This is a genomic window from Streptomyces sp. NPDC001604 (assembly GCF_042893475.1).
Lineage (GTDB): Bacteria > Actinomycetota > Actinomycetes > Streptomycetales > Streptomycetaceae > Streptomyces.
In genome coordinates, this window is the sequence record NZ_JBIAUY010000020.1 from 38,169 (window position 1) to 59,552 (window position 21,384).

General features: G+C 72.0%; 23 protein-coding genes. 16 read left to right on the plus strand and 7 right to left on the minus strand.

From position 1 onward, the window contains the following. Positions 1 to 8: 8 nt before the first annotated feature. The 4 genes from ACFY1E_RS38505 to nrfD are packed head-to-tail and all read left to right on the plus strand — an operon-like array spanning position 9 to position 5,286. Positions 9 to 242 (plus strand): hypothetical protein, encoded by a 234-nt coding sequence (locus tag ACFY1E_RS38505; protein ID WP_389084790.1) that lies wholly within the window; start codon positions 9 to 11, stop codon positions 240 to 242. Between the two features lie 18 nt (positions 243 to 260). After that, positions 261 to 3,506 (plus strand): formate dehydrogenase, encoded by a 3,246-nt coding sequence (gene fdh / locus ACFY1E_RS38510; protein ID WP_389084792.1) that lies wholly within the window; start codon positions 261 to 263, stop codon positions 3,504 to 3,506. Continuing rightward, positions 3,503 to 4,345 (plus strand): 4Fe-4S dicluster domain-containing protein, encoded by an 843-nt coding sequence (locus ACFY1E_RS38515; RefSeq protein WP_389084795.1) that lies wholly within the window; start codon positions 3,503 to 3,505, stop codon positions 4,343 to 4,345. Before fdh ends, ACFY1E_RS38515 begins: the two co-directional genes overlap by 4 nt. After that, on the plus strand, positions 4,342 to 5,286 hold the full coding sequence (gene nrfD / locus ACFY1E_RS38520) for an NrfD/PsrC family molybdoenzyme membrane anchor subunit (protein WP_389084797.1): 945 nt from the start codon (positions 4,342 to 4,344) through the stop codon (positions 5,284 to 5,286). Before ACFY1E_RS38515 ends, nrfD begins: the two co-directional genes overlap by 4 nt. A 57-nt stretch (positions 5,287 to 5,343) precedes the next feature. On the opposite strand, the gene ACFY1E_RS38525 is transcribed toward nrfD, so the two are convergent. Next, complete coding sequence (locus ACFY1E_RS38525; protein ID WP_389084800.1) at positions 5,344 to 6,372, minus strand: SDR family oxidoreductase; 1,029 nt, start codon at positions 6,370 to 6,372, stop codon at positions 5,344 to 5,346. Positions 6,373 to 6,539: 167 nt separating this feature from the next. Between ACFY1E_RS38525 and ACFY1E_RS38530 the strand changes: the two genes are divergently transcribed. After that, positions 6,540 to 7,376, plus strand: coding sequence for an alpha/beta fold hydrolase (locus ACFY1E_RS38530; RefSeq protein ID WP_389084802.1), 837 nt, complete (start codon positions 6,540 to 6,542; stop codon positions 7,374 to 7,376). Between the two features lie 39 nt (positions 7,377 to 7,415). Then, positions 7,416 to 8,072 (plus strand): M15 family metallopeptidase, encoded by a 657-nt coding sequence (locus ACFY1E_RS38535; protein WP_389084805.1) that lies wholly within the window; start codon positions 7,416 to 7,418, stop codon positions 8,070 to 8,072. Here ACFY1E_RS38535 and ACFY1E_RS38540 read toward each other — a convergent pair. The 3 genes from ACFY1E_RS38540 to ACFY1E_RS38550 form a co-directional block, all read right to left on the minus strand. Further along, positions 8,069 to 9,031 (minus strand): SDR family NAD(P)-dependent oxidoreductase, encoded by a 963-nt coding sequence (locus ACFY1E_RS38540; RefSeq protein ID WP_389084808.1) that lies wholly within the window; start codon positions 9,029 to 9,031, stop codon positions 8,069 to 8,071. The genes ACFY1E_RS38535 and ACFY1E_RS38540 overlap by 4 nt on opposite strands. Positions 9,032 to 9,342: 311 nt before the next feature. Continuing rightward, a complete protein-coding gene (locus ACFY1E_RS38545) occupies positions 9,343 to 9,999 on the minus strand; it encodes an HAD family hydrolase (protein ID WP_389084810.1) in 657 nt (218 codons plus the stop codon). Positions 10,000 to 10,038: 39 nt separating this feature from the next. Then, positions 10,039 to 11,079 carry a PHP domain-containing protein gene (locus ACFY1E_RS38550; protein WP_389084813.1) on the minus strand — a complete coding sequence of 347 codons (1,041 nt, stop codon included), beginning with the start codon at positions 11,077 to 11,079 and terminating at the stop codon, positions 10,039 to 10,041. Between the two features lie 110 nt (positions 11,080 to 11,189). On the opposite strand from ACFY1E_RS38550, the gene ACFY1E_RS38555 reads away from it, so the two are divergent. The 3 genes from ACFY1E_RS38555 to ACFY1E_RS38565 all read left to right on the plus strand — a co-directional run bounded on the left by ACFY1E_RS38555 (position 11,190) and on the right by ACFY1E_RS38565 (position 13,336). After that, on the plus strand, positions 11,190 to 11,993 hold the full coding sequence (locus ACFY1E_RS38555; protein WP_389084815.1) for an SDR family oxidoreductase: 804 nt from the start codon (positions 11,190 to 11,192) through the stop codon (positions 11,991 to 11,993). A 138-nt stretch (positions 11,994 to 12,131) separates the two neighbouring features. After that, positions 12,132 to 13,055, plus strand: coding sequence for a DNA topoisomerase IB (locus ACFY1E_RS38560; protein WP_389085108.1), 924 nt, complete (start codon positions 12,132 to 12,134; stop codon positions 13,053 to 13,055). Positions 13,056 to 13,099: 44 nt separating this feature from the next. Further along, positions 13,100 to 13,336 carry a hypothetical protein gene (locus ACFY1E_RS38565; RefSeq protein WP_389084817.1) on the plus strand — a complete coding sequence of 79 codons (237 nt, stop codon included), beginning with the start codon at positions 13,100 to 13,102 and terminating at the stop codon, positions 13,334 to 13,336. 9 nt (positions 13,337 to 13,345) lie between these two features. Here the strand turns inward: ACFY1E_RS38565 and ACFY1E_RS38570 are convergent, their stop codons facing one another. Both ACFY1E_RS38570 and ACFY1E_RS38575 read right to left on the minus strand, forming a co-directional pair. Beyond that, positions 13,346 to 14,575, minus strand: a complete 1,230-nt coding sequence (locus ACFY1E_RS38570; protein WP_389084819.1) for a lectin — start codon at positions 14,573 to 14,575, stop codon at positions 13,346 to 13,348. Positions 14,576 to 14,713: 138 nt separating this feature from the next. Further along, entirely contained in the window at positions 14,714 to 15,196 is a 483-nt protein-coding gene (locus ACFY1E_RS38575; RefSeq protein WP_389085110.1) for a VanZ family protein, read from the minus strand. Positions 15,197 to 15,637: 441 nt separating this feature from the next. Here ACFY1E_RS38575 and ACFY1E_RS38580 point away from each other — a divergent pair, with 441 nt between their 5' ends. The 6 genes from ACFY1E_RS38580 to ACFY1E_RS38605 are packed head-to-tail and all read left to right on the plus strand — an operon-like array spanning position 15,638 to position 19,381. Further along, on the plus strand, positions 15,638 to 15,820 hold the full coding sequence (locus ACFY1E_RS38580) for a hypothetical protein (protein ID WP_389084822.1): 183 nt from the start codon (positions 15,638 to 15,640) through the stop codon (positions 15,818 to 15,820). Then, complete coding sequence (locus tag ACFY1E_RS38585) at positions 15,817 to 16,269, plus strand: monovalent cation/H+ antiporter complex subunit F (RefSeq protein ID WP_389084824.1); 453 nt, start codon at positions 15,817 to 15,819, stop codon at positions 16,267 to 16,269. Before ACFY1E_RS38580 ends, ACFY1E_RS38585 begins: the two co-directional genes overlap by 4 nt. After that, a complete protein-coding gene (locus ACFY1E_RS38590; RefSeq protein ID WP_389084826.1) occupies positions 16,262 to 16,522 on the plus strand; it encodes a Na(+)/H(+) antiporter subunit B in 261 nt (86 codons plus the stop codon). The genes ACFY1E_RS38585 and ACFY1E_RS38590 overlap by 8 nt, the downstream gene beginning before the upstream one ends. Beyond that, a complete protein-coding gene (locus ACFY1E_RS38595) occupies positions 16,519 to 17,259 on the plus strand; it encodes an MnhB domain-containing protein (RefSeq protein ID WP_389084829.1) in 741 nt (246 codons plus the stop codon). The genes ACFY1E_RS38590 and ACFY1E_RS38595 overlap by 4 nt, the downstream gene beginning before the upstream one ends. A gap of 8 nt (positions 17,260 to 17,267) precedes the next feature. Continuing rightward, on the plus strand, positions 17,268 to 17,615 hold the full coding sequence (locus ACFY1E_RS38600; RefSeq protein WP_389085112.1) for a sodium:proton antiporter: 348 nt from the start codon (positions 17,268 to 17,270) through the stop codon (positions 17,613 to 17,615). Continuing rightward, on the plus strand, positions 17,615 to 19,381 hold the full coding sequence (locus tag ACFY1E_RS38605) for a complex I subunit 5 family protein (RefSeq protein WP_389084831.1): 1,767 nt from the start codon (positions 17,615 to 17,617) through the stop codon (positions 19,379 to 19,381). The genes ACFY1E_RS38600 and ACFY1E_RS38605 overlap by 1 nt, the downstream gene beginning before the upstream one ends. Here ACFY1E_RS38605 and ACFY1E_RS38610 read toward each other — a convergent pair whose 3' ends face one another. Beyond that, positions 19,382 to 20,044, minus strand: a complete 663-nt coding sequence (locus ACFY1E_RS38610) for a DUF4230 domain-containing protein (protein ID WP_389084834.1) — start codon at positions 20,042 to 20,044, stop codon at positions 19,382 to 19,384. It lies immediately after the preceding gene. 143 nt (positions 20,045 to 20,187) lie between these two features. On the opposite strand from ACFY1E_RS38610, the gene ACFY1E_RS38615 reads away from it, so the two are divergent. Then, entirely contained in the window at positions 20,188 to 21,378 is a 1,191-nt protein-coding gene (locus tag ACFY1E_RS38615) for a cytochrome P450 (protein WP_389084836.1), read from the plus strand. Positions 21,379 to 21,384 lie beyond the last annotated feature (6 nt).

The following is a 21,384-nucleotide window of genomic DNA, read 5'->3' on the forward strand; positions in this document are numbered from 1 at the left end:
AGTGCGCCGTGGCCGATCGGCACGACACAGGCCAGGGCGGTGAGCCCGTGCCGCGGGATCTGCCTGACCAGCAGGTCGGCGAGGGTGAAGACCCGCTGGACATACCCGTTCCGGACATGGAGACCGATACGTCCGACGACGAGGTGCCGGACACCGACGAGGCCGGTACCGGTCGCCGCGACGGCCCCCGTTCGGCCACCGTCCATCCTGAGCACCCCGCTCCGGACGAGCCCTCTGCCTGACCGCGACAGGAGCCCAGCATGGGTATCGGCGACCGGGTCCGTGCATGGCCCGTCTACCGGCAGCTCACCGGCACCGACCGCACGGGCCGGGGGAGCGCCGCGAAATCCTCGTACACCGAAGGCCTGCGTCCCCGCACGGACAGCGCGGAGCGCGTGGTGCAGTCCGTCTGCCCCTACTGCGCGGTCGGCTGCGGCCAGCAGGTCTATGTGCGCGACGAGAAAGTCGTGCAGATCGAGGGCGACCCCGCCTCGCCAGTCAGCCGCGGACGGCTGTGCCCCAAGGGCTCGGCGACCCTGCAGCTGACCACCGGACCGGCCCGCGAGCACCAGGTGCTCTACCGCCGCCCGCACGGCACCGACTGGGAGCCGCTCGACCTGGACACCGCCATGGACATGGTCGCCGAGCGGGTCATCCGTACCCGGCGCGAGACCTGGCAGTGGGAGTACGAGGGGATGCGCACCGCCCGCACCATGGGCATCGCCAGTCTCGGCGGCGCGACCCTCGACAACGAGGAGAACTACCTCATCAAGAAGCTGCTGACCGGCCTCGGCGTGGTGCAGGTGGAGAACCAGGCCCGGGTCTGTCACTCGTCGACGGTCGCAGGGCTCGGCACCTCCTTCGGACGTGGCGGCGCCACCACCTTCATGCAGGACCTGCAGTTCTCCGACTGCATCGTCATCGAGGGCTCCAACTTCGCCGAGTGCCACCCGGTCGGCTTCCAGTGGGTGATGGAGGCCAAGAAGCGCGGCGCCACCATCATCGACGTCGACCCGCGCTTCAACCGCACCAGCGCGCTCGCCGACCTGTACGTGCCCATCCGCGCGGGCACCGACATCGCCTTCCTCGGCGGGATCATCAACCACGTACTGACCGAGGAGAAGGACTTCCGCGAGTACGTCCTCAACTACACCAACGCCTCCACCCTGGTCGGCGAGGACTTCCGCGACGCCGAGGACCTCGACGGCGTCTTCTCCGGTCTGGACGAGGAGAAGAAGCACTACGACCCCACCACCTGGCAGTACGAGGGCGTCGAGATCCAGCAGCCGGCCGGCGAGGCCGACGAGCTCTACGAGGAGCGCACCCGCAAGTCCGCCGGCGCCGAGGCCCACGGCTCCGGCGGGGCGCGTACGGGCCACCGAGCCCCCACCGACGAGACCCTCCAGCATCCGCGCTGCGTCTACCAGATCCTCAAGCGGCACTACGCCCGCTACACCCCCGAGATGGTCGAGGAGGTCTGCGGCATCCCCGTCGAGACCTTCCGGCAGGTCTGCGACGCGCTGACGACGAACTCCGGCCCCGAGCGCACCAGCGCCTTCTGCTACGCCGTCGGCTGGACCCAGCACACCACCGGCGCCCAGTTCATCCGCGCCGCCTGCGTCCTCCAGCTCCTGCTCGGCAACATCGGCCGCACCGGCGGCGGCATCCAGGCCCTGCGCGGCCATGCCTCCATCCAGGGCTCCAGCGACATCCCCACCCTCTTCAACCTGCTGCCCGGCTACATCCCGATGCCGCACGCCCACGAGGACATGAACCTCGACAACTTCGTCGAGACGACCCGCACCGTGAAGGGCTTCTGGGCCGACATGCGGGCGTACATCGTCAGTCTGCTGAAGGCCTACTACGGCGATGCCGCCACTCCCGACAACGACTTCTGCTTCGACCACCTCCCGCGGCTGACCGGCTCACACTCCACCTACGACACGGTCATGGCCCAGCTCGACGGCGACTGCAAGGGCTACTTCCTGCTCGGCGAGAACCCGGCCGTCGGCTCCGCCAACACCCGTCTGCAGCGGCTGGGCATGGCCAACCTGGACTGGCTGGTCGTGCGGGACTTCTCCCTCATCGAGTCGGCGACCTGGTGGAAGGACGGCCCCGAGATCGAGACCGGTGAGCTGCGCACCGAGGACATCGGCACCGAGGTGTTCTTCTTCCCGGCCGCCTCCCACACCGAGAAGTCCGGCTCCTTCACCAACACCAACCGCTGGGTGCAGTGGCACTACCAGGCCGTGGAACCCGAGGGCGACGCCCGCAGCGACCTGTGGTTCATGTACCACCTGGGCCGCCGCATCAGGGAGAAGCTGGCCGGCTCGACCGACCCCATGGACCGCCCGGTCCTCGACCTGACCTGGGACTACCCGGTCACCGGAGAGCTTGAGGAACCCGTCGCCGACGCCGTGCTCGCCGAGATCAGCGGCCATGGGCCCGACGACACCCCGCTGAGCGCTTACACCGAACTCAAGGACGACGGCTCCACCCGCTGCGGCTGCTGGATCTACTGCGGTGTCTACGCCGACGGCGTCAACCAGGCCGCCCGCAAGAAACCCCACTGGGAGCAGGACTGGGTGGCCGCCGAGTGGGCCTGGGCCTGGCCCGCCAACCGCCGCATCCTCTACAACCGCGCCTCCGCCGCCCCCGACGGCACGCCCTGGAGCGAACGCAAGAAGTACGTCTGGTGGGACCCGGAGGAGGGGAAGTGGACCGGGCGCGACGTCCCGGACTTCGTCCCCGACCGTGCACCGGACTTCGTGCCCGACGAGGACGCGGTCGGCCCCGACGCGCTGCGCGGCGACGACCCGTTCATCATGCAGGCCGACGGCAAGGGCTGGCTGTTCACCCCCGCAGGCCTTGAGGACGGCCCGCTGCCCACCCACTACGAGCCGCAGGACTCGCCGTTCCCCAACGCCCTGTACCCCTCGACCCCGCGCAACCCGGTGCGTGAGCTGCTGCCCCGCGAGGGCAACCGCTACCACCCCAGCGGAGACGAGAAGGGCGCCGAAGTCTTCCCGTACGTCGTCACCACGCACCGCCTGACCGAGCACTTCACGGCGGGCGGCATGAGTCGCTGGTCGGAGTATCTGTCCGAGCTGCAGCCGGAGTTCTTCTGCGAGGTCTCGCCCGCGCTGGCCCGCGAGCGCGGCCTGGAGAACGGCGGCTGGGCGACGATCGTCACCGCCCGCAACGCCGTCGAGGCACGCGTGCTGGTGACCGACCGGATCCGGCCCCTGCGGGTGCAGGGCCGCACGGTCCACCAGATCGGCCTGCCGTTCCACTGGGGGCCCAACGGCGTCGCCAAGGGTGATGCAGCCAACGAACTGCTGGCCATCGCCCTCGACCCCAACGCCCACATCCAGGAGGACAAGGCGCTGACCGCCGACATCCGCGCCGGCCGCCGCCCGCGCGGCCCGGACCTGCCGAGGCTGGTCGCCGAGTACCGCACCCGGGCCGGCATCACCCCGGACACCGGAACGGAGGCACGCAAGTGAGCGAGGAACGCGTCGGCTTCTTCACCGACACCTCCGTCTGCATCGGCTGCAAGGCCTGCGAGGTCGCCTGCAAGGAGTGGAACGCCATCCCGGAGGACGGGCTGTCGCTCACGGCCATGTCGTACGACAACACGCAGGCGCTCGGCGCCTCGACCTGGCGGCATGTGGCCTTCATCGAGCAGCCGCGCCCGGACGGCCGCACCCAACTCCCGTTGGTCGAGGGCGAGTCGACCGCGCAGGAGACACCGGTCGGCGGTGACGGCGAACTGCGCTGGCTGATGTCCTCCGACGTGTGCAAGCACTGCACCCACGCCGCCTGCCTCGACGTCTGCCCCACCGGCTCGCTCTTCCGCACCGAGTTCGGCACGGTCGTCGTCCAGGAGGACATCTGCAACGGCTGCGGCTACTGCGTACCCGCCTGCCCGTACGGCGTCATCGAGCAACGCCCGCACGACGGACGCGCGTTCAAGTGCACGATGTGCTACGACCGCCTCGGCGCAGGACAGGAACCGGCCTGCGCCAAGGCCTGTCCCACCGAGTCCATCCAGTTCGGCCCGCTCGACGAACTGCGCGAGCGGGCCGCGCTGCGGGTCGACCAGCTGCACGAGGCGGGCGTCACCGACGCCCGCCTGTACGGCCACGACCCGGACGACGGCGTCGGCGGCGACGGCGCGTTCTTCCTGCTCCTGGACGAGCCCGAGGTGTACGGGCTGCCACCGGACCCCGTCGTCACCACCCGGGACCTGCCCGAGATGTGGAAGCACGCGGGCGCCGCGGCCCTGTCCCTGCTGGGCGGCCTCGCGGCCTGCTTCGCGCTCACCGGGAGGGGCCGGCGATGAGCACGACCGAGCGCGCGGGACGCAGGAGGCGGCGCGGCGAGCAACCCGTCGTCCCCCGGGCCGAGTTCGAGTCCTACTACGGCCGTCCGGTGATCAAGGCACCCTCCTGGGCCGCCCCGGACATCGCCGGGTACTTCTTCCTCGGCGGGCTCGCCGGAGCAGGCTCGGTGCTCGCGGCGGGCGCACACCTGACCGGACGTACGAGGACCGCGACGGCACTCAAGGTGTCCTCGCTGGCCTCCGTCTCCCTGTCGGCCGCCGCCCTGATCCACGACCTCGGAAAGCCGGGCCGGTTCGCGAACATGCTGCGGGTGTTCAAGCCGACCTCGCCCATGAGCATGGGGTCCTGGCTGCTCGGCGCCTACGGGCCCGTGGCGGGTGCGGCCGCCGCGAGCGCCGTGACCGGCCGGTCGCCGCGTCTCGGGGGCGCGGCGACCGGAGCCGCCGCACTCCTGGGCCCCGCGGTCGCCACCTACACCGCGGTGCTGGCCGCCGACACCGCCGTACCGGCCTGGCACGGCGTCCACCGGGAGCTGCCGTACCTCTTCGCGGCGTCCGCGACCGCGGCGGCGTCCGGGATGGCCCTCGTCGCCGGACCCACGAGCGAGAACGCTCCGGCCCGCTGCGCCGCCGGGCTGGCTGCGCTGGCCGACGCGGCCGTCACGAAGGCGGCCGAGCAGCGCCTGGGCATGGTCGCCGAGACCTGGCGGGAGGGCCGGGCGGGCACACTGCTCCGGGCGGCGCAGGTGCTCACCGCCGGGGGTGCCGTCACGGCCGCCCTCTTCGGCGGACGGCGCGGCGCCGCGGCCGCCTCCGGGCTCGCCCTGCTCGCGGGATCGGCCTGCACCCGCTTCGGCGTCTTCGCCGCGGGCATCGCCTCGGCGGAGGACCCCAAGTACACGGTGGTGCCCCAGCGCGAACGGCTCGGCGAGACCACCTAGACCCACCTAGACCTCGTCGGTCCGCGCCTCAGGCGTGGCCGCCCCCTTCCAGGCCGGTCAGCCCACCTTGCGCCCCCGCAGCGGCTCGGTGCGTACCCCTGCGCCGTGCTGGAGGCCGTGCAGGAACTCCTCCAGGACTTCGGTCGCCTCATGTTCCGGGTGCCAGCCCAGCTCGGTGCGCGCGCGGGTGCAGTCCATCAGCGGCAGCCGTAGGACCGCGTCGAACAGATGCGGTGACGCCGGCAGGAGGTGCAGGCCCCAGGCGGCGGCGATCGCCGAGCGGGCTGCGGCGCGGGGGAGGCGCAGCGGGCGGGTGTCCAGCAGCTGAGCGAGCAGTTCGGCGTCGACCGGGGGCTCGGCCGCCAGGTTGAAGGCGCCGCGGACCTCGGAGCCGAGCGCGAGGACGTACGCCCTGGCCGCGTCGTCGGTGTGCAGCGCCTGCACCCGCAGACCCGGAATGTCGGGGAGGAAGGGCAGCAGCTCCGGGCGCGCCAGTGGGCCCGGAAGGAAGCGGCCGCCGAAGATCCGGCGCTGCTCGCTCGCCGACTCGCGCTTGAAGAGGAAGGCGGGCCGCATCCGGACCACCCGCACCTCCGGGTGGTCGCGCTCGAAGGCGTCCAGGGTGCGCTCCAGATAGGCCTTCTCGCGGCAGTACGCGGCATCCGGCCAGCCGTGCGTCGGCCACGACTCGTCCACCGCGTGGTCCTTCGGTCCCGGAGAGTAGGCGCCCACCGACGAGGCGTGCACGAGCGTCGGCACCCGGGCCGCCGCGACCGCCTCGAACACCCGGATGCTCCCGAGGACGTTCGTGCGCCAGGTCGCCGCCGGATCATGCGTGGGCTGGAAGGCCCACGCCAGATGGACGACCGCGTCGGCGTCCTCGAACTCCTTGGCCAGATCGGCCTGTTGGGATGCGAGGTCGACCGCGGACCACTCGGTCCGGGCCGGCGACCACTCGGGAATCCGCCGGGCCAGACCCAGCACGGACTCCACCTGCGCTTCCTCGGAGAGGAGGCGCACCACACTGGTGCCGACGTTGCCGGTGGCACCCGTGACAACGATCCTGCTGCCCACTGCGCTGCTCACCTTCGGCTCCTTCCGGCCGCACGGTCCGAAACGGGGTGACCGAGTACCCCGGCCGGGGCGAGGGCACGCGGAAGCCGCCGTATGACCTCGGAGGTAATCGACGCCCGTACCGGCCCCCGGAACGATGGAGGACGTACCCACTCCACCGGATCGCAGGAGGACGTCCCATGCCGTACTTCGCCAGCCCCGCCGACGGCACGCAGCTGCACTACGTCGACTACGGACCGGCCGACGGCCCCGTGGCCGTCTTCGTCAACAGCGCCTACCTGGGCACCGAGATGTGGGAGTTCCAGATGCTGCCGCTGGCGGCCGAGGGCTACCGCTGCGTGGGCCTGGACCGGCGCGGGCACGGACGCTCCGACGACGTGTGGAACGGCTACGACCTCGACACCCTCGCCGACGACCTGTACGGGCTGCTGGACCATCTGGATCTGCGCGCGGTGACGCTGATCGGCCACTCCGTGGGCAGCGCGGAGATCGTGCGCTGCCTGACCCGGCACGGCAGCGGCCGGGTGACCCGGGTCGCGCTGGTGGCGGGCATCGCCCCGGGTGTGGCCCGTACGGAGGACAACCCGGACGGCTGGGACCCCGCGGTCATGCGGGCAGGCAACGCGGCCTTCCTGCGCGACCGGGCGGCGTTCTTCAACGACCCCGAGGCACTGAGCGGCTTCTTCGCCCTGCACCGGCCGGGCAACGACGTCTCGCCCGCCTACGTCCGCTACCTGAGCGACCGCTGTCTGGTGTCCACCGTGCGGGCCTCCAGCGCCGTCCAGGAGACGATCGTCACCCTCGACGTCGCCCCCGAACTGGCCAAACTGGAACTGCCGTTGCTCGTCGTGCACGGCACGCACGACGTCTCGGCACCCCTGGAGACGACCGGCCGCCGCGCCGCCGCCCTCGCTCCCGACGCCACGCTCAAGGTCTACGAGAACGCGGGCCACGGCCTGTTCGTCACCCACGCCGAACAACTCACCGCCGACCTACGGGAGTTCATGGCCGGTTGAGCCCCGGCAGCTCCGGGCCGACCAGGAGATGATCAAGCCATGAGCCAGATCATCCTGATGCCCGACGCCCGGGTCGCCGCCGTACCGGTGGTGGAGAACGGCGAGCCCCTCGTCGACGTACGAGACAAGCTCCTGGTCGACGACCGCAGGCACGAGGACTCCCACGGCGCCGAGATCCTGCTGCGCCGGGGCGTCCTCGACCGCCTGCTCGCCGCACAGGCACTGCTCCCCGAGGGCCTGCGTCTGCTGTTCGTGGAGGGATACCGGCCGCCGGCCCTCCAGCGCCGCTACTTCGAGCAGTACGCCGACGAACTGCGCACAGCCCACCCCGACTGGCCCGCCGACCGTATCCGCAGCGCCGCCAGCCGCTATGTCTCCCCGCCCGAGATCGCCCCGCACAGCGCGGGCGCGGCCGTCGACCTCACCCTCGCCGACGCCGACGGCCGCGAGCTGGACCTGGGCACCGAGATGAACGCCACCCCGGAGCAGAGCGACGGCGCCTGCTACACCGATGCCCCGAACATCACGGACGAGGCCCGCGCCCACCGTGCCCTGCTCGGCGGGGCGCTGACAGCCGCCGGGCTCGTCAACTACCCCACCGAGTGGTGGCACTGGTCCTACGGAGACCGCTACTGGGCCCTCGTGACCGGCGCACCAGCCGCCCTGTACGGGCCCAGGGAACCGGGTGACTCCTAGGCGAAGGCGTTCACGCCCGTCAGCTCCGCCGACAACTCCCACAGCCGGGCGGCCTGTTCGGGGTCGATCGCCCAGTCCTTGACGCCGCTGGTCGCGCCGTCGACCGCGAGCTCGGCGATGTCGCAGTCCTCCAGGTAGACACCGCCGAGGCCGTCCAGCTGGGGCGAGGTCGCCGCCCACACCTGGGTGGCCGCGCCCTGCGGCGGGGTCTTGAAGCCCTCGGGGTTGAGGACGTTGCCGTCCTCGTCGATCCAGCCGCGCTCGATCATCTCCGCCTTGGGGATGTGCCGCTGCAGCGGGGTGAGGATGCCGCCGGGGTGCAGGGAGAAGGCGCGCACGCCGGCGTCGCGGCCGAGCTTGTCGAGGTGCACGGCGAACAGGACGTTCGCGGTCTTGGCCTGCCCGTAGGCCTGCCACTTGTCGTAGCCCTGGGTCCAGTGGACGTCGTCCCAGCGCATGCCGGAGAAGTGGTGGGCACGGGAGGAGACGGAGACGACGCGGGCGCCGCCGGGCGCGATCGCCGGCCACAGCCGGTTGACCAGAGCGAAGTGGCCCAGGTGATTGGTGGCGAACTGGGCCTCCCAGCCGGGCCCCACCCGCGTCTCCGGGCACGCCATGATCCCGGCGTTGTCGATCATGATGTCGATGGTCCGCCCGGAGGCGAGGAAGCGCTCGGCGAAGGCCCGCACGCTCTCCAGGTCGCCGAGGTCCAGCTCGTCCACCTCGACACCGTCGAGGCCGGTCAGCGCCTCCTCGGCGGTGGCCCGGCGGCGGGCCGGGACGACCACCCGGGCGCCCGCCTTGGTCAGGGCGCGCGTGGTCTCCAGGCCGAGCCCCGAGTATCCGCCGGTGACGACGGCGAGCCTGCCGGTCAGGTCGATGCCCTGAAGGACGTCGTCGGCCGTGCTCGTGGCGCCGAAACCGGATCCGATCTTGTGCTGTGCAGTGCCAGTGCTCATGCCGAGAACGCTACGGATTGGAGTGCTCTCGAAGTCAAGCGCGGCCCGGTGCGGTCGGGCGCGGGCAGGAAAGAGCCCCGACCGGACGGGGGAGGCCGGTCGGGGCTCGCCTGGTGGTGGGCACGGATGGCGGTCGCCTCTCGGCGAAAGGCTCCACAGGGCTTCAGCCGAACGATCGTCCCTGTGGGCGAATGGTGAGGCCCAGGGACACTGTCCCATCCGCACCCACGGTTGGTTCAACGGCGAACTACCGCGGGGTGTTCCGGTGTTCGGCATCTTGTGCGGTGATCTGCGTCACCCGCTCGGGCCGCTCAGCCCAGCGGGCTGTTCTTCAGGTCGGACAGCAGATGCGCAGGGTCGTCGTACACGGCCTCGGCTCCCGCCTCCTCCAGGTCGGCGCGCGGGATGCCGCCGCACAGCACGCCCAGGCAGCGCACGCCGGCGCGGCTGCCCGCGCGCATGTCCCACACGGTGTCACCGACGAAGACCGCCCGTTCGGCGGGCACCCCGGCCAGTTCCAGGGCGTGTTCGACGGGCTCGGGGGCCGGCTTCCCCTCCTTGACGTCGTCCGCGCTCGCGGTGGCGGTGATCGCGTCGTCGGCGGAGATCGCGCGGCGCAGCGCGGAGAGCTCCGGGCCGCTCGCGGAGGTGGCCAGCACCACCTTCCAGCCGTCGTGGTCGAGGCGCCGCAGCAGCCGTCCCGCATCCTCGAACGCGGGCAGCCGGTCGAAGTACTGGCCGTACAACGCCTTGTGCGCGGCGCTGAGTTCGGCGTCCTGCTCGGTGTCCCGCCGATCGCCCAGCAGCCGGGCGACGAGGTCCTCGGAGCCGAGGCCGATGGAGCGGTGGATGGCGTGCATGGGCACCTTGTGCCCGGCTTGGCGGAAAGCCTCCCACCAGGCCACCACGTGCAGGTGGTTGGTGTCGACGAGGGTTCCGTCGACGTCGAACACGGCCGCCCGTTCCATGCGCACTCCCTTGCTCTTCCGCTGCCCCGAGTACCCACGTCAGGTTCCTGCCACTCCTGCGGGCGTACGCCGCGAGCCGGTCCAGGCCAGCAACTCGTCCAGGCTCCAGGTGTTCACCACGCGCTCGGCCGGCACCCCGCACTCCTCCGCCCGGGCACAGCCGAGGATCTGCCAGTCCAGCTGGCCGGGCGCGTGCGCGTCGGTGTCGACCGAGAACAGCACCCCCGCCTCGACCGCCCGGCGCAGCAGCCGCCGTGGGGGATCGAGCCGCTCGGGCCTGCTGTTGATCTCCAGGGCGGTGCCCGTCTCGGCCAGCGCGGCAAACACCTCGTCGGCGTCGAACTCCGACTCGGGCCGCCCCCGCCCGGTCACCAGCCGCCCCGTGCAGTGCCCGAGCACATCGGAGTGCGGATCGCGTACGGCGGCCACCATGCGGCGGGTCATCGAGCGGGCGTCCATGCGCAGCTTGGAGTGAACCGACACCACCACCACGTCGAGCCGCTCGAGCAGCTCCGGCTCCTGGTCCAGCGTGCCGTCTTCGAGGATGTCGCACTCGATGCCGGTGAGCAGCCGGAACGGCGCCCAGGTGGTGTTCAGCTCCGCCACCACGTCCAGCTGTTCCCGCAGCCGTTCGGCAGACAGGCCGCGCGCCACCGTCAGCCGGGGGGAGTGGTCCGTCAGCACGGCCCACTCGTGCCCGAGGGCCTGCGCGGCCCGGCCCATCTCCTCGATCGGGCTGCCGCCGTCCGACCAGTCGGAGTGCAGATGGCAGTCCCCGCGCAGCCTGGCCCGCAGCCCCGCACCGGCCCGGTCCTCGCTCGGCGCCCCCGCCTCGCCCTCCAGCTTGCGCAGATAGCCGGGCACCTCGCCGGCCAGCGCCTCCCGGACGACCTGCGCGGTCTTCGGGCCGACGCCCTTGAGCGACTCCAGTGACCCGGCGGCCGCCCGCTCGCGGACCTCGTCCGCGGGCAGGGACGTCAGCACGCGGGCCGCCGTACGGAAGGCGCGGACGCGGTACGTCGGCGCCAGGGACCGTTCCAGCAGGAAGGCGATCCGCTCCAGTGCCTCGACGGGATCCATGGTGACCTCCTCCTCCAGGGTTCCCCAGCGCCGGGCACCCCGCACGGTTTGTCCCGCCCGCACCCGGGTACTGCGATGCGCACCCCGCACCGTCCACGAGGAGGTCGGCGATGCCCACATCAGCTCCCACCAAGGTCGCCGTGATCACCGGCTCCGACTCCGGCATCGGCCGCGCCACCGCCGTACGGCTGGCCCGGGCGGGCATGGACGTCGGCATCACCTGGAACAGCGACCTCAAGGGCGCCGAGGAGACCGCGGAGGAGGTGCGCGCCCACGGGCAGCGGGCCGCCGTGGCCCAGATGGACCTCACCCGGCTGCCCACCGCCGCCGGCACCGTCGACGAGCTCTGCGACCGGCTCGGCCGCCTGGACGTGCTGGTCAACAACGCCGGTACCGGCACCATGACGCCCTTCCTCGACCTCGAACTCGACACCGTGCGCGAGGTCGTCGAGGTCGACCTGATCGGCCCGTTCCTGTGCGGACAGCGGGCGGCGCGACACATGATCCGGCAGGGCGACGGCGGCCGGATCGTCAACGTGACCTCCGTCCACGAGCACCAGCCGCGGGTCGGCGCCGCCCCCTACTGCGCGGCCAAGGGCGGCCTCGGACTGCTCACCCAGGTCATGGCCCTGGAGCTCGCCGAGTACGGCATCACCGTCAACGCGGTCGCGCCCGGCGAGATCGCCACCCCGATGACCGGCCAGGAGGACACCGACGTGCACACCGAGCCCCGCCCCGGCATTCCCGTGGGACGGCCCGGGGATGCCCGCGAGGTTGCCGCCGTGATCGCCTTCCTGGCGAGCCCCGACGCCTCCTACGTCACCGGCGCCTCCTGGAGCGTGGACGGCGGCATGCTGCGGATGGGCCCGCAGGCCGGCTCCCACCTCGAGAGCGACGACTGGCGTCGCCCCTGAGCCGACCGCTGTGAGACTGCGCACCAGCTCCTGCGACGGCCCCGGTTTCACCCTCCCCCACTCTCGGCTTCGCTCGAGCGGGGGGACCCCCATCGCTGCGGCCGCGGCTTCCGCTACCTGGACGAGACTGGTGCGCCGCTGAAGGACCCCGGGCACCTCGCCCGCATCCGGGCCCTGGTCATCCCGCCCGCCTGGCGGGACGTGTGGATCTGCCCCTGGCCCCACGGCCATCTCCAGGCCGTCGGCACGGACGACGCGGGGCGTCGCCAGTACCTCTACCACGAACAGTTCCGCGCCCAGCAGGAGCAGGCCAAGCACGAACACGTCCGCGAGGTCGCCTGCGCTCTGGCCGAACTGCGCGCCAAGGTCGCCCTGGACCTCGTCGGCCGCGGCCTGTCCCGCTCCCGGGGCACCGCGTGCGCCGTGCGCCTGCTCGACCCGGGCTTCCGCATCGGCAGCGACCGGCACACTCGCGAGAGCGAGACCTACGGCCTGACGACGATGCTGCGCGAACACGTCACCTGCGGCCGCGGGGAGATCGCGTTCAGCTACCCGGCCAAGGGCGGCACCGAGATCGTACGGGCCCTCGTCGACGAGCAGGCCCACGCCGTCGTACGGGCCCTGCTGCGCCGCCGCCGCAGCGGCGGCGAGCGGCTGCTGGTGTACTGGGAGGGGCGCGCCTGGCACGACCTGCACGGCGACGACCTCAACGAGGCGCTGCGCCGGCTGTCCGGCACCGAGATCACCGCCAAGGATTTCCGCACCTGGCACGCCACGGTCCTCGCCGCCGTCGCCCTGGCCGTCGTCACCGAGGAGGCAAGCGCCACCCCGGCCGCCCGGCGCCGGCAGACCAGCCGCGCCGTCCGCGAAGTCAGCCACTACCTCGGCAACACCCCCGCCGTGTGCCGTGCCTCCTACATCGACCCCCGGGTCGTGGAGCTCTTCGAACAGGGGGAGACCATCGCCCCCGTGCTCACCCGGCTGGGTGAACACGGGCACTTCGGCCGTCCCGCGACGCAGGGCGCCGTCGAGGCGGCGGTGCTCGAGCTGCTGGAGCGCTGACACCCCCGAGCCACCTGGGCCTGATGCGTCCTACGCTCTATTGCATGACCGAACAAGCAGCTCCCTACATCTCCAATCCGCGGATCATGGTCCTCCGTGTGCAGCCGGGCACACCGCCGTTCCGGATCGTGGAGATCGACGGCGAAGTGATCGGTGAGGCCAAGTCCGTCACCGACGTCCTGGAGGCCGCCGCCGCCTTCGGCATCACGGTGCACGACTTGGACGACCCGGACGTGGTGCGCTGGGTGGGCGGTGACAAGTTCACCTGGAAGTTGCACTGACGGCGCGGCTCAGCCGACCGTCCACTTCTGGTTGGCGCCGCCCGAACAGGTCCAGATCTGCAGCCGGGTGCCGTTGGCCGAGTTGTTCCCGGTCACGTCGAGGCATTTGTCCGTCTGCGGATTGACGATGTCGTGCGCCCCGGTGACCGTCCACTTCTGGTTCGGGCCGCCGGTGCAGTCCCACAGCTGGACTGTGGAGCCGTCCGCGGTGCCGTTGCCGGTGACGTCCAGGCACTTGCCGAGCGCACGCAGGGTGCCGTCGGAACCCACCGTCCACTGCTGGGCGGCGGTGCCGTTGCAGTCGTAGAGCTGGACGGGGGTGCCGTTGGCGGAGTTCGCCCCGGCGACGTCCACGCACTTTCCGGCCAGTCCCCTGATCGCCGCTCCGGTGGCCGAGTCGCCGGTCGTGACCGACACCGAGTCCACCACCAGCTGCTGCGGGAACGACGTGGAGCCGTCCGGGTCGCCGGGCCAGTAGCCACCCACCGCCAGGTTCAGGATCAGGAAGAACGGCCTGTTGAACACCCAGGTGCGCCCGCCCAGATCGGCGGGTGTGCGCCGCTGGTAGACGGTGCCGTCAACCGACCAGGTGATCGAGTCGGGTGCCCAGTCGACGGCGAAGGTGTGGAAGGCGTCCGCGAAGGCCTGCCCGTTCGGCAGGGAGTAGGCGGCGCCTATGCCGCCCGAGCCGGAGTAGCCGGGGCCGTGGATGGTGCCGTGCACGGTGGACGGCTCGTAGCCGACGTTCTCCATGACGTCGATCTCGCCCGAGTCCGGCCAGTTGACGGGCGTGCCGAGCATCCAGAACGCGGGCCACATGCCCTGCCCCCGCGGGATCTTCATCCGTGCCTCGACGTGCCCGTACTGGGCGGTGAACCTCCCCGAGGTGTTCAGCCGCGCCGAGGTGTACTGGCAGGTTCCGTACCAGCACTGGTAGTTGGCCGGGTTCTCGTGCCGCGCCGTGATCACCAGATGGCCCTGGCCGTCCAGGGCCGCGTTCCTGGTGCCCGGGGTGTAGTACTGCCGCTCGTGGTTGTTGACGTTGTCCCCGGTCTCGGTCTGCCACTTCGAGGAGTCGACCGCGGCCCCGGCCGGCCCGTCGAAAGTGTCGGAGAACGCCACCGTGGCGGCGGCCGCCCCGGGCGGATCCGCCTGCGCAGCACCGGCCGCGGCGGACGCGACCAGTACGGCGGACAGGGCGGCGAACAGACATCTGCGCAGCAGGCGTGGGGAGGCCACGGGACTTCCTTCCGTACGGCGGCCGGGCGCAGGGAGACGTCCGGCCGAGGGTGGGGGTGAAGGCGTCGCCTCTTGATTTAAGTAGTGAGATAAGGGGTCGTCAATACTTTGGTACGGACCAGGAGTTGGGTGGTGGGGCTATGCGTCCTTTGCCCGCTTCGCCGCCCGTCGCGGCAGCCGCTCCCGCGCGTGCACGGCCCGGCTCAGCCGCCGCCCCAGCAGGAGGTAACCCACCAGTGCACCGGTCGTGTTGAGGATGACGTCGTCGATGTCGAAGGCCCGGCCTTGGACCAGTGCTCCCTGGGCGAACTCCACCAGCAGCATCACCAGCGCGGTCAGCACCAGCACCCGCAGCAACCCGCGCGCCCGTGGCGCGACGACCGGCACCAGGATGCCGAACGGGACGCCCAGCAGCACATTGCCGCCGATCTGCTTCACGGCGTCCCGGAAAGCCGGCTGGTCCAGGTAGAGCCGCAGAGTGGTCCCCGGATGCAAGTTCGTGTGGGCCATCGCAGCAGAGGCGGGGGAGGGCTGCAGGGTCAGCCGGGCCAGCACCGCGGCGAAGGCCACCATGAACCCGAAGGCGCACAGCATCGCCAGCAGACGGATCGGCAAGGGCATCACATGCCGCTCACGAGGAGCCGGTTGCGACTTGCTCGCGGGCTTCGCGGACTTCTTCGTCTTCTCCGGCTTGCTCGCCTTCTCCTTCTCCGGCTTCTTCCACTTCGCGTACTTCTTCAGCTTCTCGGACGTGCGGGTCTTGGTGGTACGCAGGCGCAACGCTGAACGTGGTCGCAAGGCTGCACGGGCCATCAGGTCCTCCAGTCTTCAACTTCCCTGCGTTGTAGGGCGGTTACCCGCTTGCGAGCCGAGAATGCCGCCGCCGGGCCGACTCCGCCCACGCGGCCCCGCGGTTTCCCTTCCTGCCGTAGGGGCACTCCGGCGGTGGAAGCCAGCGCGCCGCCGCCCGGGGTGCCCGCCGCGATGTTTGGATGCCGCGGGACGGGCGTACCGGACATCCCGCCCGTGACGGTGTGCGAGCAGAGCCCGAGGAGGTGACGCATGACCCCGCGAACGGTCCTGTTCACCGTGGCCGAGCTGCTGGGCTGGTGGCTCGCGCTCGGCCTGCTGTGGCTGGTCCTCATCAGCACCGTCGACACCCTGGAACTCGTCGTCGGCGCGAGCTGCGCCGGCGTGGCGGCCTTCGCGGCCCGGGGCGCACGACGGGCGGTGAGGGGGACGTGAACGGCTGGACGCTCGCCGCCGCCGTCGGCCTCGCCGGCGGACTGGGCACCGCGCTGTGGGGCGTGACCACCGGTCCGCTGCGCCGCCGGGTCGTGGCCCAGAACCTGTCCACCGCGCTCGCCTGCCCGAGCCTGCTGCTCCTCTCCCAGGCCTACAACCGCCCCTCCTACGTCGACCTGGGCCTCGTCCTGGCCCTGCTCGGACCCGTCGGCACCCTCGTCTTCGCCCGGCTGCTCGCCGAGGAACTCGCCGAGGACCCGCCGCGCGCCTGGGGCCCCACCCTGACGGTCGCCGGGCTCGGCGCGGCCGCCGTGACCGCCCTGTGCGTCGCCACCGGCCCCGGCCGGGCCATGGTGAAACTCCTCGTCATCGGCGCCTTGCTGATCAGCGGGAACATCATGGCCTCGCGGGCCCTGGCCGGGGGATTCCGGGGGGTCCGCGGTGGCTGACGCGGTGATCGTCGTGGCACTGCTGCTGGTCGCGGCCTGCGCGACCGCGGCCGTGGCCACCCGCGACCCCATGCGCCAGGCCCTCGTCCTGTCCGTCCTGGGCGTCGTCCTCGCCGCCCTGTTCACCGTCCTCCAGGCGCCCGACGTCGGGCTCTCCCAGCTGGCCGTCGGCTCCGCGCTGACGCCGCTGCTGCTGATGCTCACCGTCCGCAAGGTCAGGCGGCGCGGACAGGGCAAGGAGCGTGAGCGGTGACCCGGCGCGCCCGGCTGTGGGTGCTGCTCGCGGGCGGTGCGGGCCTGGCCGCACTGCTCGTCGCCGCCTGCCTGGACCTGCCGCACTTCGGCGGCGACCGCCACCCCTACGGCGACCGCGCCGTGCACGCCTCCCTGGCCCGGCGGACCGCCAACACCATCTCCTCCGTCAACTTCGACCAGCGCGCCTTCGACACCCTCGGCGAGATGACCATCCTGTTCTCCGCCGTCCTCGGCTGCGTGATGCTGCTGCGCCAGACCCGCGACGAACACCGGGCCCGCCCCCAACCGGCCGAGGTCGCCCTGCCGGTCCGCCGCTACGCCCTCGTCGTCCTGCCCGTCGCCCTGCTCAGCGGCCTGTACGTCATCGCCCACGGCCAGCTCAGCCCCGGCGGCGGCTTCCAGGGCGGAGTGGTCGCCGCGACCGCCCTGCACCTGCTCTACCTGGGCGCCGACTACGCGGCCCTGGAACGCATCAGGCCGATCGGCGCCTACGAGGTCGCCGACGCCCTCGCCACCTCCGGCTACCTCGTCATGGGCTTCGCGGGACTGATCGGAGGCACGGCCTTCCTCGCCAACACGCTGCTGCCCTACGGCACCTTCAACACGCTGTCCTCCGGCGGCACCGTCCCGCTGCTGAACGCGGCCATCGGCATGGAGGTCGCCGGCGCGGTCGTCGTGCTGCTCGCCCGCTTCCTGGACCAGGCCGTCGAGATCGAGGAGGAGAGCGGCACATGAGAGCCGTGATGGATGTACTGCCGTACCTGGTCGCCGCCTGGGTCTTCCTGGCCGGCTGCTACGGCCTGGCCACCAGCCGCAACCTGATCCACGCCGTCGGCTGCCTGTCCGTGTGCCAGGCCGGCACCTATGTGCTGCTGCTGTCCGTGGGCTACCGCGACGGCGCCACCGCGCCCGTGTTCTCCGACATCAAACCCGGCTCCCGGCCGGTCGTCGACCCGGTCGTGCAGGCGCTCACCCTCACCGACGTCGTCGTCGGCGCCACCGTCACCGCGCTGCTGCTCGCGCTCGTGATGCAGGTCGCCAAGCGGCACGGCACCGTCGACCCCGACGAACTCTCCGAGCTGCGCGGCTGATGAACGACCTGCTGCCCCTCGTCGTCGCCGTGCCCCTGCTGGGGGCCGCCCTCCTGGTCGCCGCGGGCCGCCGACTGCCCCGCGTGGTCGCCGAGTCCACCGGGTGCGCCGTCTCCGCCGGCACGGCCGGACTCGCGATCGTGCTGCTGCTCAACTCCTCGCCGCCCATGACCGAGTGGGTCGGCGGCTGGCAGCCCGTGAACGGCGAGAGCGTCGGCATCGTCCTGACCGGCGACGGGCCGGGCCTCGGCATGGCCGCGCTCGCCTCACTGCTGACCCTGGCCGCCCTCGCGTACTCCTGGCACTACTTCGACGAACCGCCCCGCCGCCACGCGGGCTCCTTCCCCGCGCTGATGCTGCTCTTCCAGGGCGGCATGTGCGGCTTCGCGATCGCCGGCGATCTGTTCAACATGTTCGTCTGGTTCGAGCTGATGAGCGTCGTCGCCTACGCCCTGACAGGCACCCGCGTCGAGGAGGCCAAGGCCGTCCAGGGCGCGCTGACCTTCGCGGTCGTCACCTCGCTCGGCGCGTACGCCATGCTGATGGGCATCGGGCTGCTGTACGCCCGCACCGGCGAACTGGCGATGACCCAGATCGGCCGCGCCTTGGACCGGCACGGCGGGCCCGACGCACTGGTCCTCGCCGGGTTCGTCCTGGTCCTCACCGGACTGCTGGTCAAGGCGGCCGCCCTGCCCTTCCACTTCTGGCTGCCCGACGCCCACGCCGTCGCGCCGACGCCCGTGTGCATGCTGCTGTCGGGCGTGATGGTCGAACTCGGCACGTACGGCGTCTGGCGGGTGTACGGGAGTGTGTTCTCCGGGCCCGGCGGGGTGCCGGCCGGGGCCCTGACGCGGGTGCTCGTGGTGCTCGGCGTGCTGACGGCCGTGATCGGCGCCGTCATGTGCTGGTACCAGCGGCACCTCAAACGGCTGCTCGCGTATTCGACGGTGGCCCACACCGGCCTGTTCCTCATCGGGATCGGGGTGCTGATCCCCGAGGCGGACGACGGGGTCGCGCTGTACGTCCTCGGCCACGCCGGTGTGAAGGCCGCCCTGTTCGCCTGCACCGGCGTCCTCCTCGACCGGTACGGCAGCGTCGACGAACACGCCCTGCACGGACGCGCCCGACGGCTGCGCGGGGTCGCCGTCCTGTACGCCGCCGGCGGCCTCGGTCTCGCCGGGCTGCCCCCGTTCGGCACGGCACTCGGCAAGTCGGTGACGGAGGAGGCCGTGGGCGGCCCCCTCACCGTCGTGTATGTCGCCGCGAGCGCGGTGACCGCCGGTGCGGTGCTGCGGGTCGCCGCCCGCGTCTTCCTCGGCCTCGGGCCCACGCCGCCCGACCACGGCGAGTACGAGACGACCGGTACCGGCGAGGAGCCCGAGACCGGCCAGCGCGTCAGCCGGGTCCCGGGCCCGATGACGGTCGTCCCGACCGTGCTGCTCGCCGCGGCGCTGGCCGTCGGCGTGGTCCCCGGCTTCGCCGGTCTCGTCGCGCACGGGATGAGCGAGGCGGGGTCCGGCGGGGTGGTGGTCTCCACCCCGCAGTGGACCCTGCCCGGCGTGCTCCTGGGCCTGGCCTCGACCCTGCTCGCCCTGGGCCTCGCCGCCGTCGCCGTCACCCGCCCCAAGGTGCTCGCCGCCCCGGACTGGGCGCTGCCGCTGCGGCGCCTGCAGTCCGGGCACGTCGGGGACTACGTGGCCTGGGTGCTGGTCGGGGCCGCCCTGCTCGGCGCGCTGGCCCTGCCAGGGGTGTCGGGGGCCGGCTGATCAGCTGCCGTAGCTGACATGCACCTCCTTGAAACCGAGGGAACGCAGCAGGCCGTCGAGCATGGCCGTGGTGTTGGTCTCGGCGCGCCGGGTCAGGCCGCTGTCCTTGGCCGCGTCACCGATGTGTTTGACGGCGAGCTTCTGCACGGCCTGTTCGCTGTTGGGGTTGTCCGAGAAGAGGTCGCCGAGCCGGTCGAGGAGACCGCGCTGCTTGGAGACGGCGTAGGAGCGGTCCGGGTCGAGGGCCGGCTTGCCGAGCGCCGCGTGCGGCAGCCGGAGCGTGGCGGACGTGCGGTCGCCGTTGACCGTCACGTCGTTCTTGCCGACCTTGCCGAGGTCGACGTACGCGTCGACGGTGCCCGCACCGATGTACAGCGTGCGGGAGCCGCGGATCGCGTCGGGCAGGTACTTGGTGTCCTTTTCCAGGTCGACGACGACCTGGAAGTTGCCGGAGGCGGCGTCGTAACGGCTCATGTCCTGGATGGACTGGAGCAGTGCGGGTCCCGAGCGGTCGTGCGTTTCGGTGCCGAACAGGTCCTTGAGGCCAGGAAGCACACTCAGCCGGATTCCGGCGAAGAACACCACGAGCACCAGCACGACGGCGCTCACCGCCTTCGCCCAGCCTGGCATGCGCCTGGACACGCGCCTGATGGGAGTCGTCATGGCGACGGCCCTCCTTCCTACAGTGCGCATGCCCCCCAAAGCCCTTGGCAGACCCGGCCGTTGGCCGAATGGCACCGCTGACGGGGGCACGCAGGGCGCACTAGCGTGGAGAACTCTCCGTACCGGCGCGCCTGGAGTCCCGGATGAGTACACACAGCACGTCCCGGCCCCTCTGCCCCATGCACCGCATCGACCTCCCCGAACCCGGACCGCCCCGCCCCGCCACCCTCGCCACCGGCACCCCGGTGTGGCTGGTGACCCGTTACGCCGATGTACGCCAGGTCCTCATGGACCCCCGGTTCAACAGGAGTTCCCTCTACGCCGAGGACGCCCCGCCGCTGCTCGTCGTACCGAACCTGCTGGACGACCCGAACGGGCTCCTCAACCAGGACGGCGAGGCCCACCAACGCCTGCGCGGCACCGTCCAGCGGGCGTTCACGCCCCGCGCGATCGCCCGCTGGCACCCCTGGGTGGCCTCGGTGGTCGAGACGCTCCTCGACGACTTCGCCGCGCAGGACCGTCCCGCGGACATCATCGAGGGCTTCACCCGCCCGCTGCCCGTCTCCGTCATCTCCCGGCTGATGGGGCTCGACCACGTGGACCGCGAGCGCATCCGGCACTGGGCCGACCACGCGCTCTCCGGCGGCGCGCACACCCGGGAGCAGGTCGTCGCCGCCATGCACGAGTTCGGCGCCTTCGCTGCCGATCTGGTCGCCCAGCGGCGCAAGACCCCCGGCGACGACCTGGTGAGCGGCCTGGTGGCGGCGGGTGACAGCCTGGACATCGACGAACGGCAACTGGTCACCCTGGTGTGCGGACTGGTGGTCGCGGGCCACGAGACCACCATGACGGCGCTCGGCAACATCGTCGTCTACCTCCTCACCGACCGGCAGGAGGCCTGGCCCGGTCTCGCCGAGGACGAGGAGACGGCGGCCGTCGCGGCCGAACAGCTGCTGCGGGCCGTCCCGCTCAGCGAGGGGCGGGTACTGCCCGGTCTGATCCGCCGCGCCGTCGAGGACACCGAGGTCGGCGGCGTGACGATCCGGGCGGGCAGCGTGGTCGCCGTCCAGACCAACGCCGCCGGCCGCGACCCCGACGTGTTCCCGCCCGGCCCACCGGACCTGTTCACCCCGCTGACCGCCCCCAGCATCGTCTTCGGCGCGGGCCCCCACCACTGCCTCGGCGCCTGGCTGGCCCGCCTGGAACTCGGCCTCGCCCTGCACCGCCTCGCGGCCCGCTTCCCCGACCTCCGCGCCGAGTTCACCCCGGACACCATCGAGTGGCGGGAGGGCCAGATGACACGAAGCCCGAGGCGACTGCCGGTGTCGTGGTGAACACGA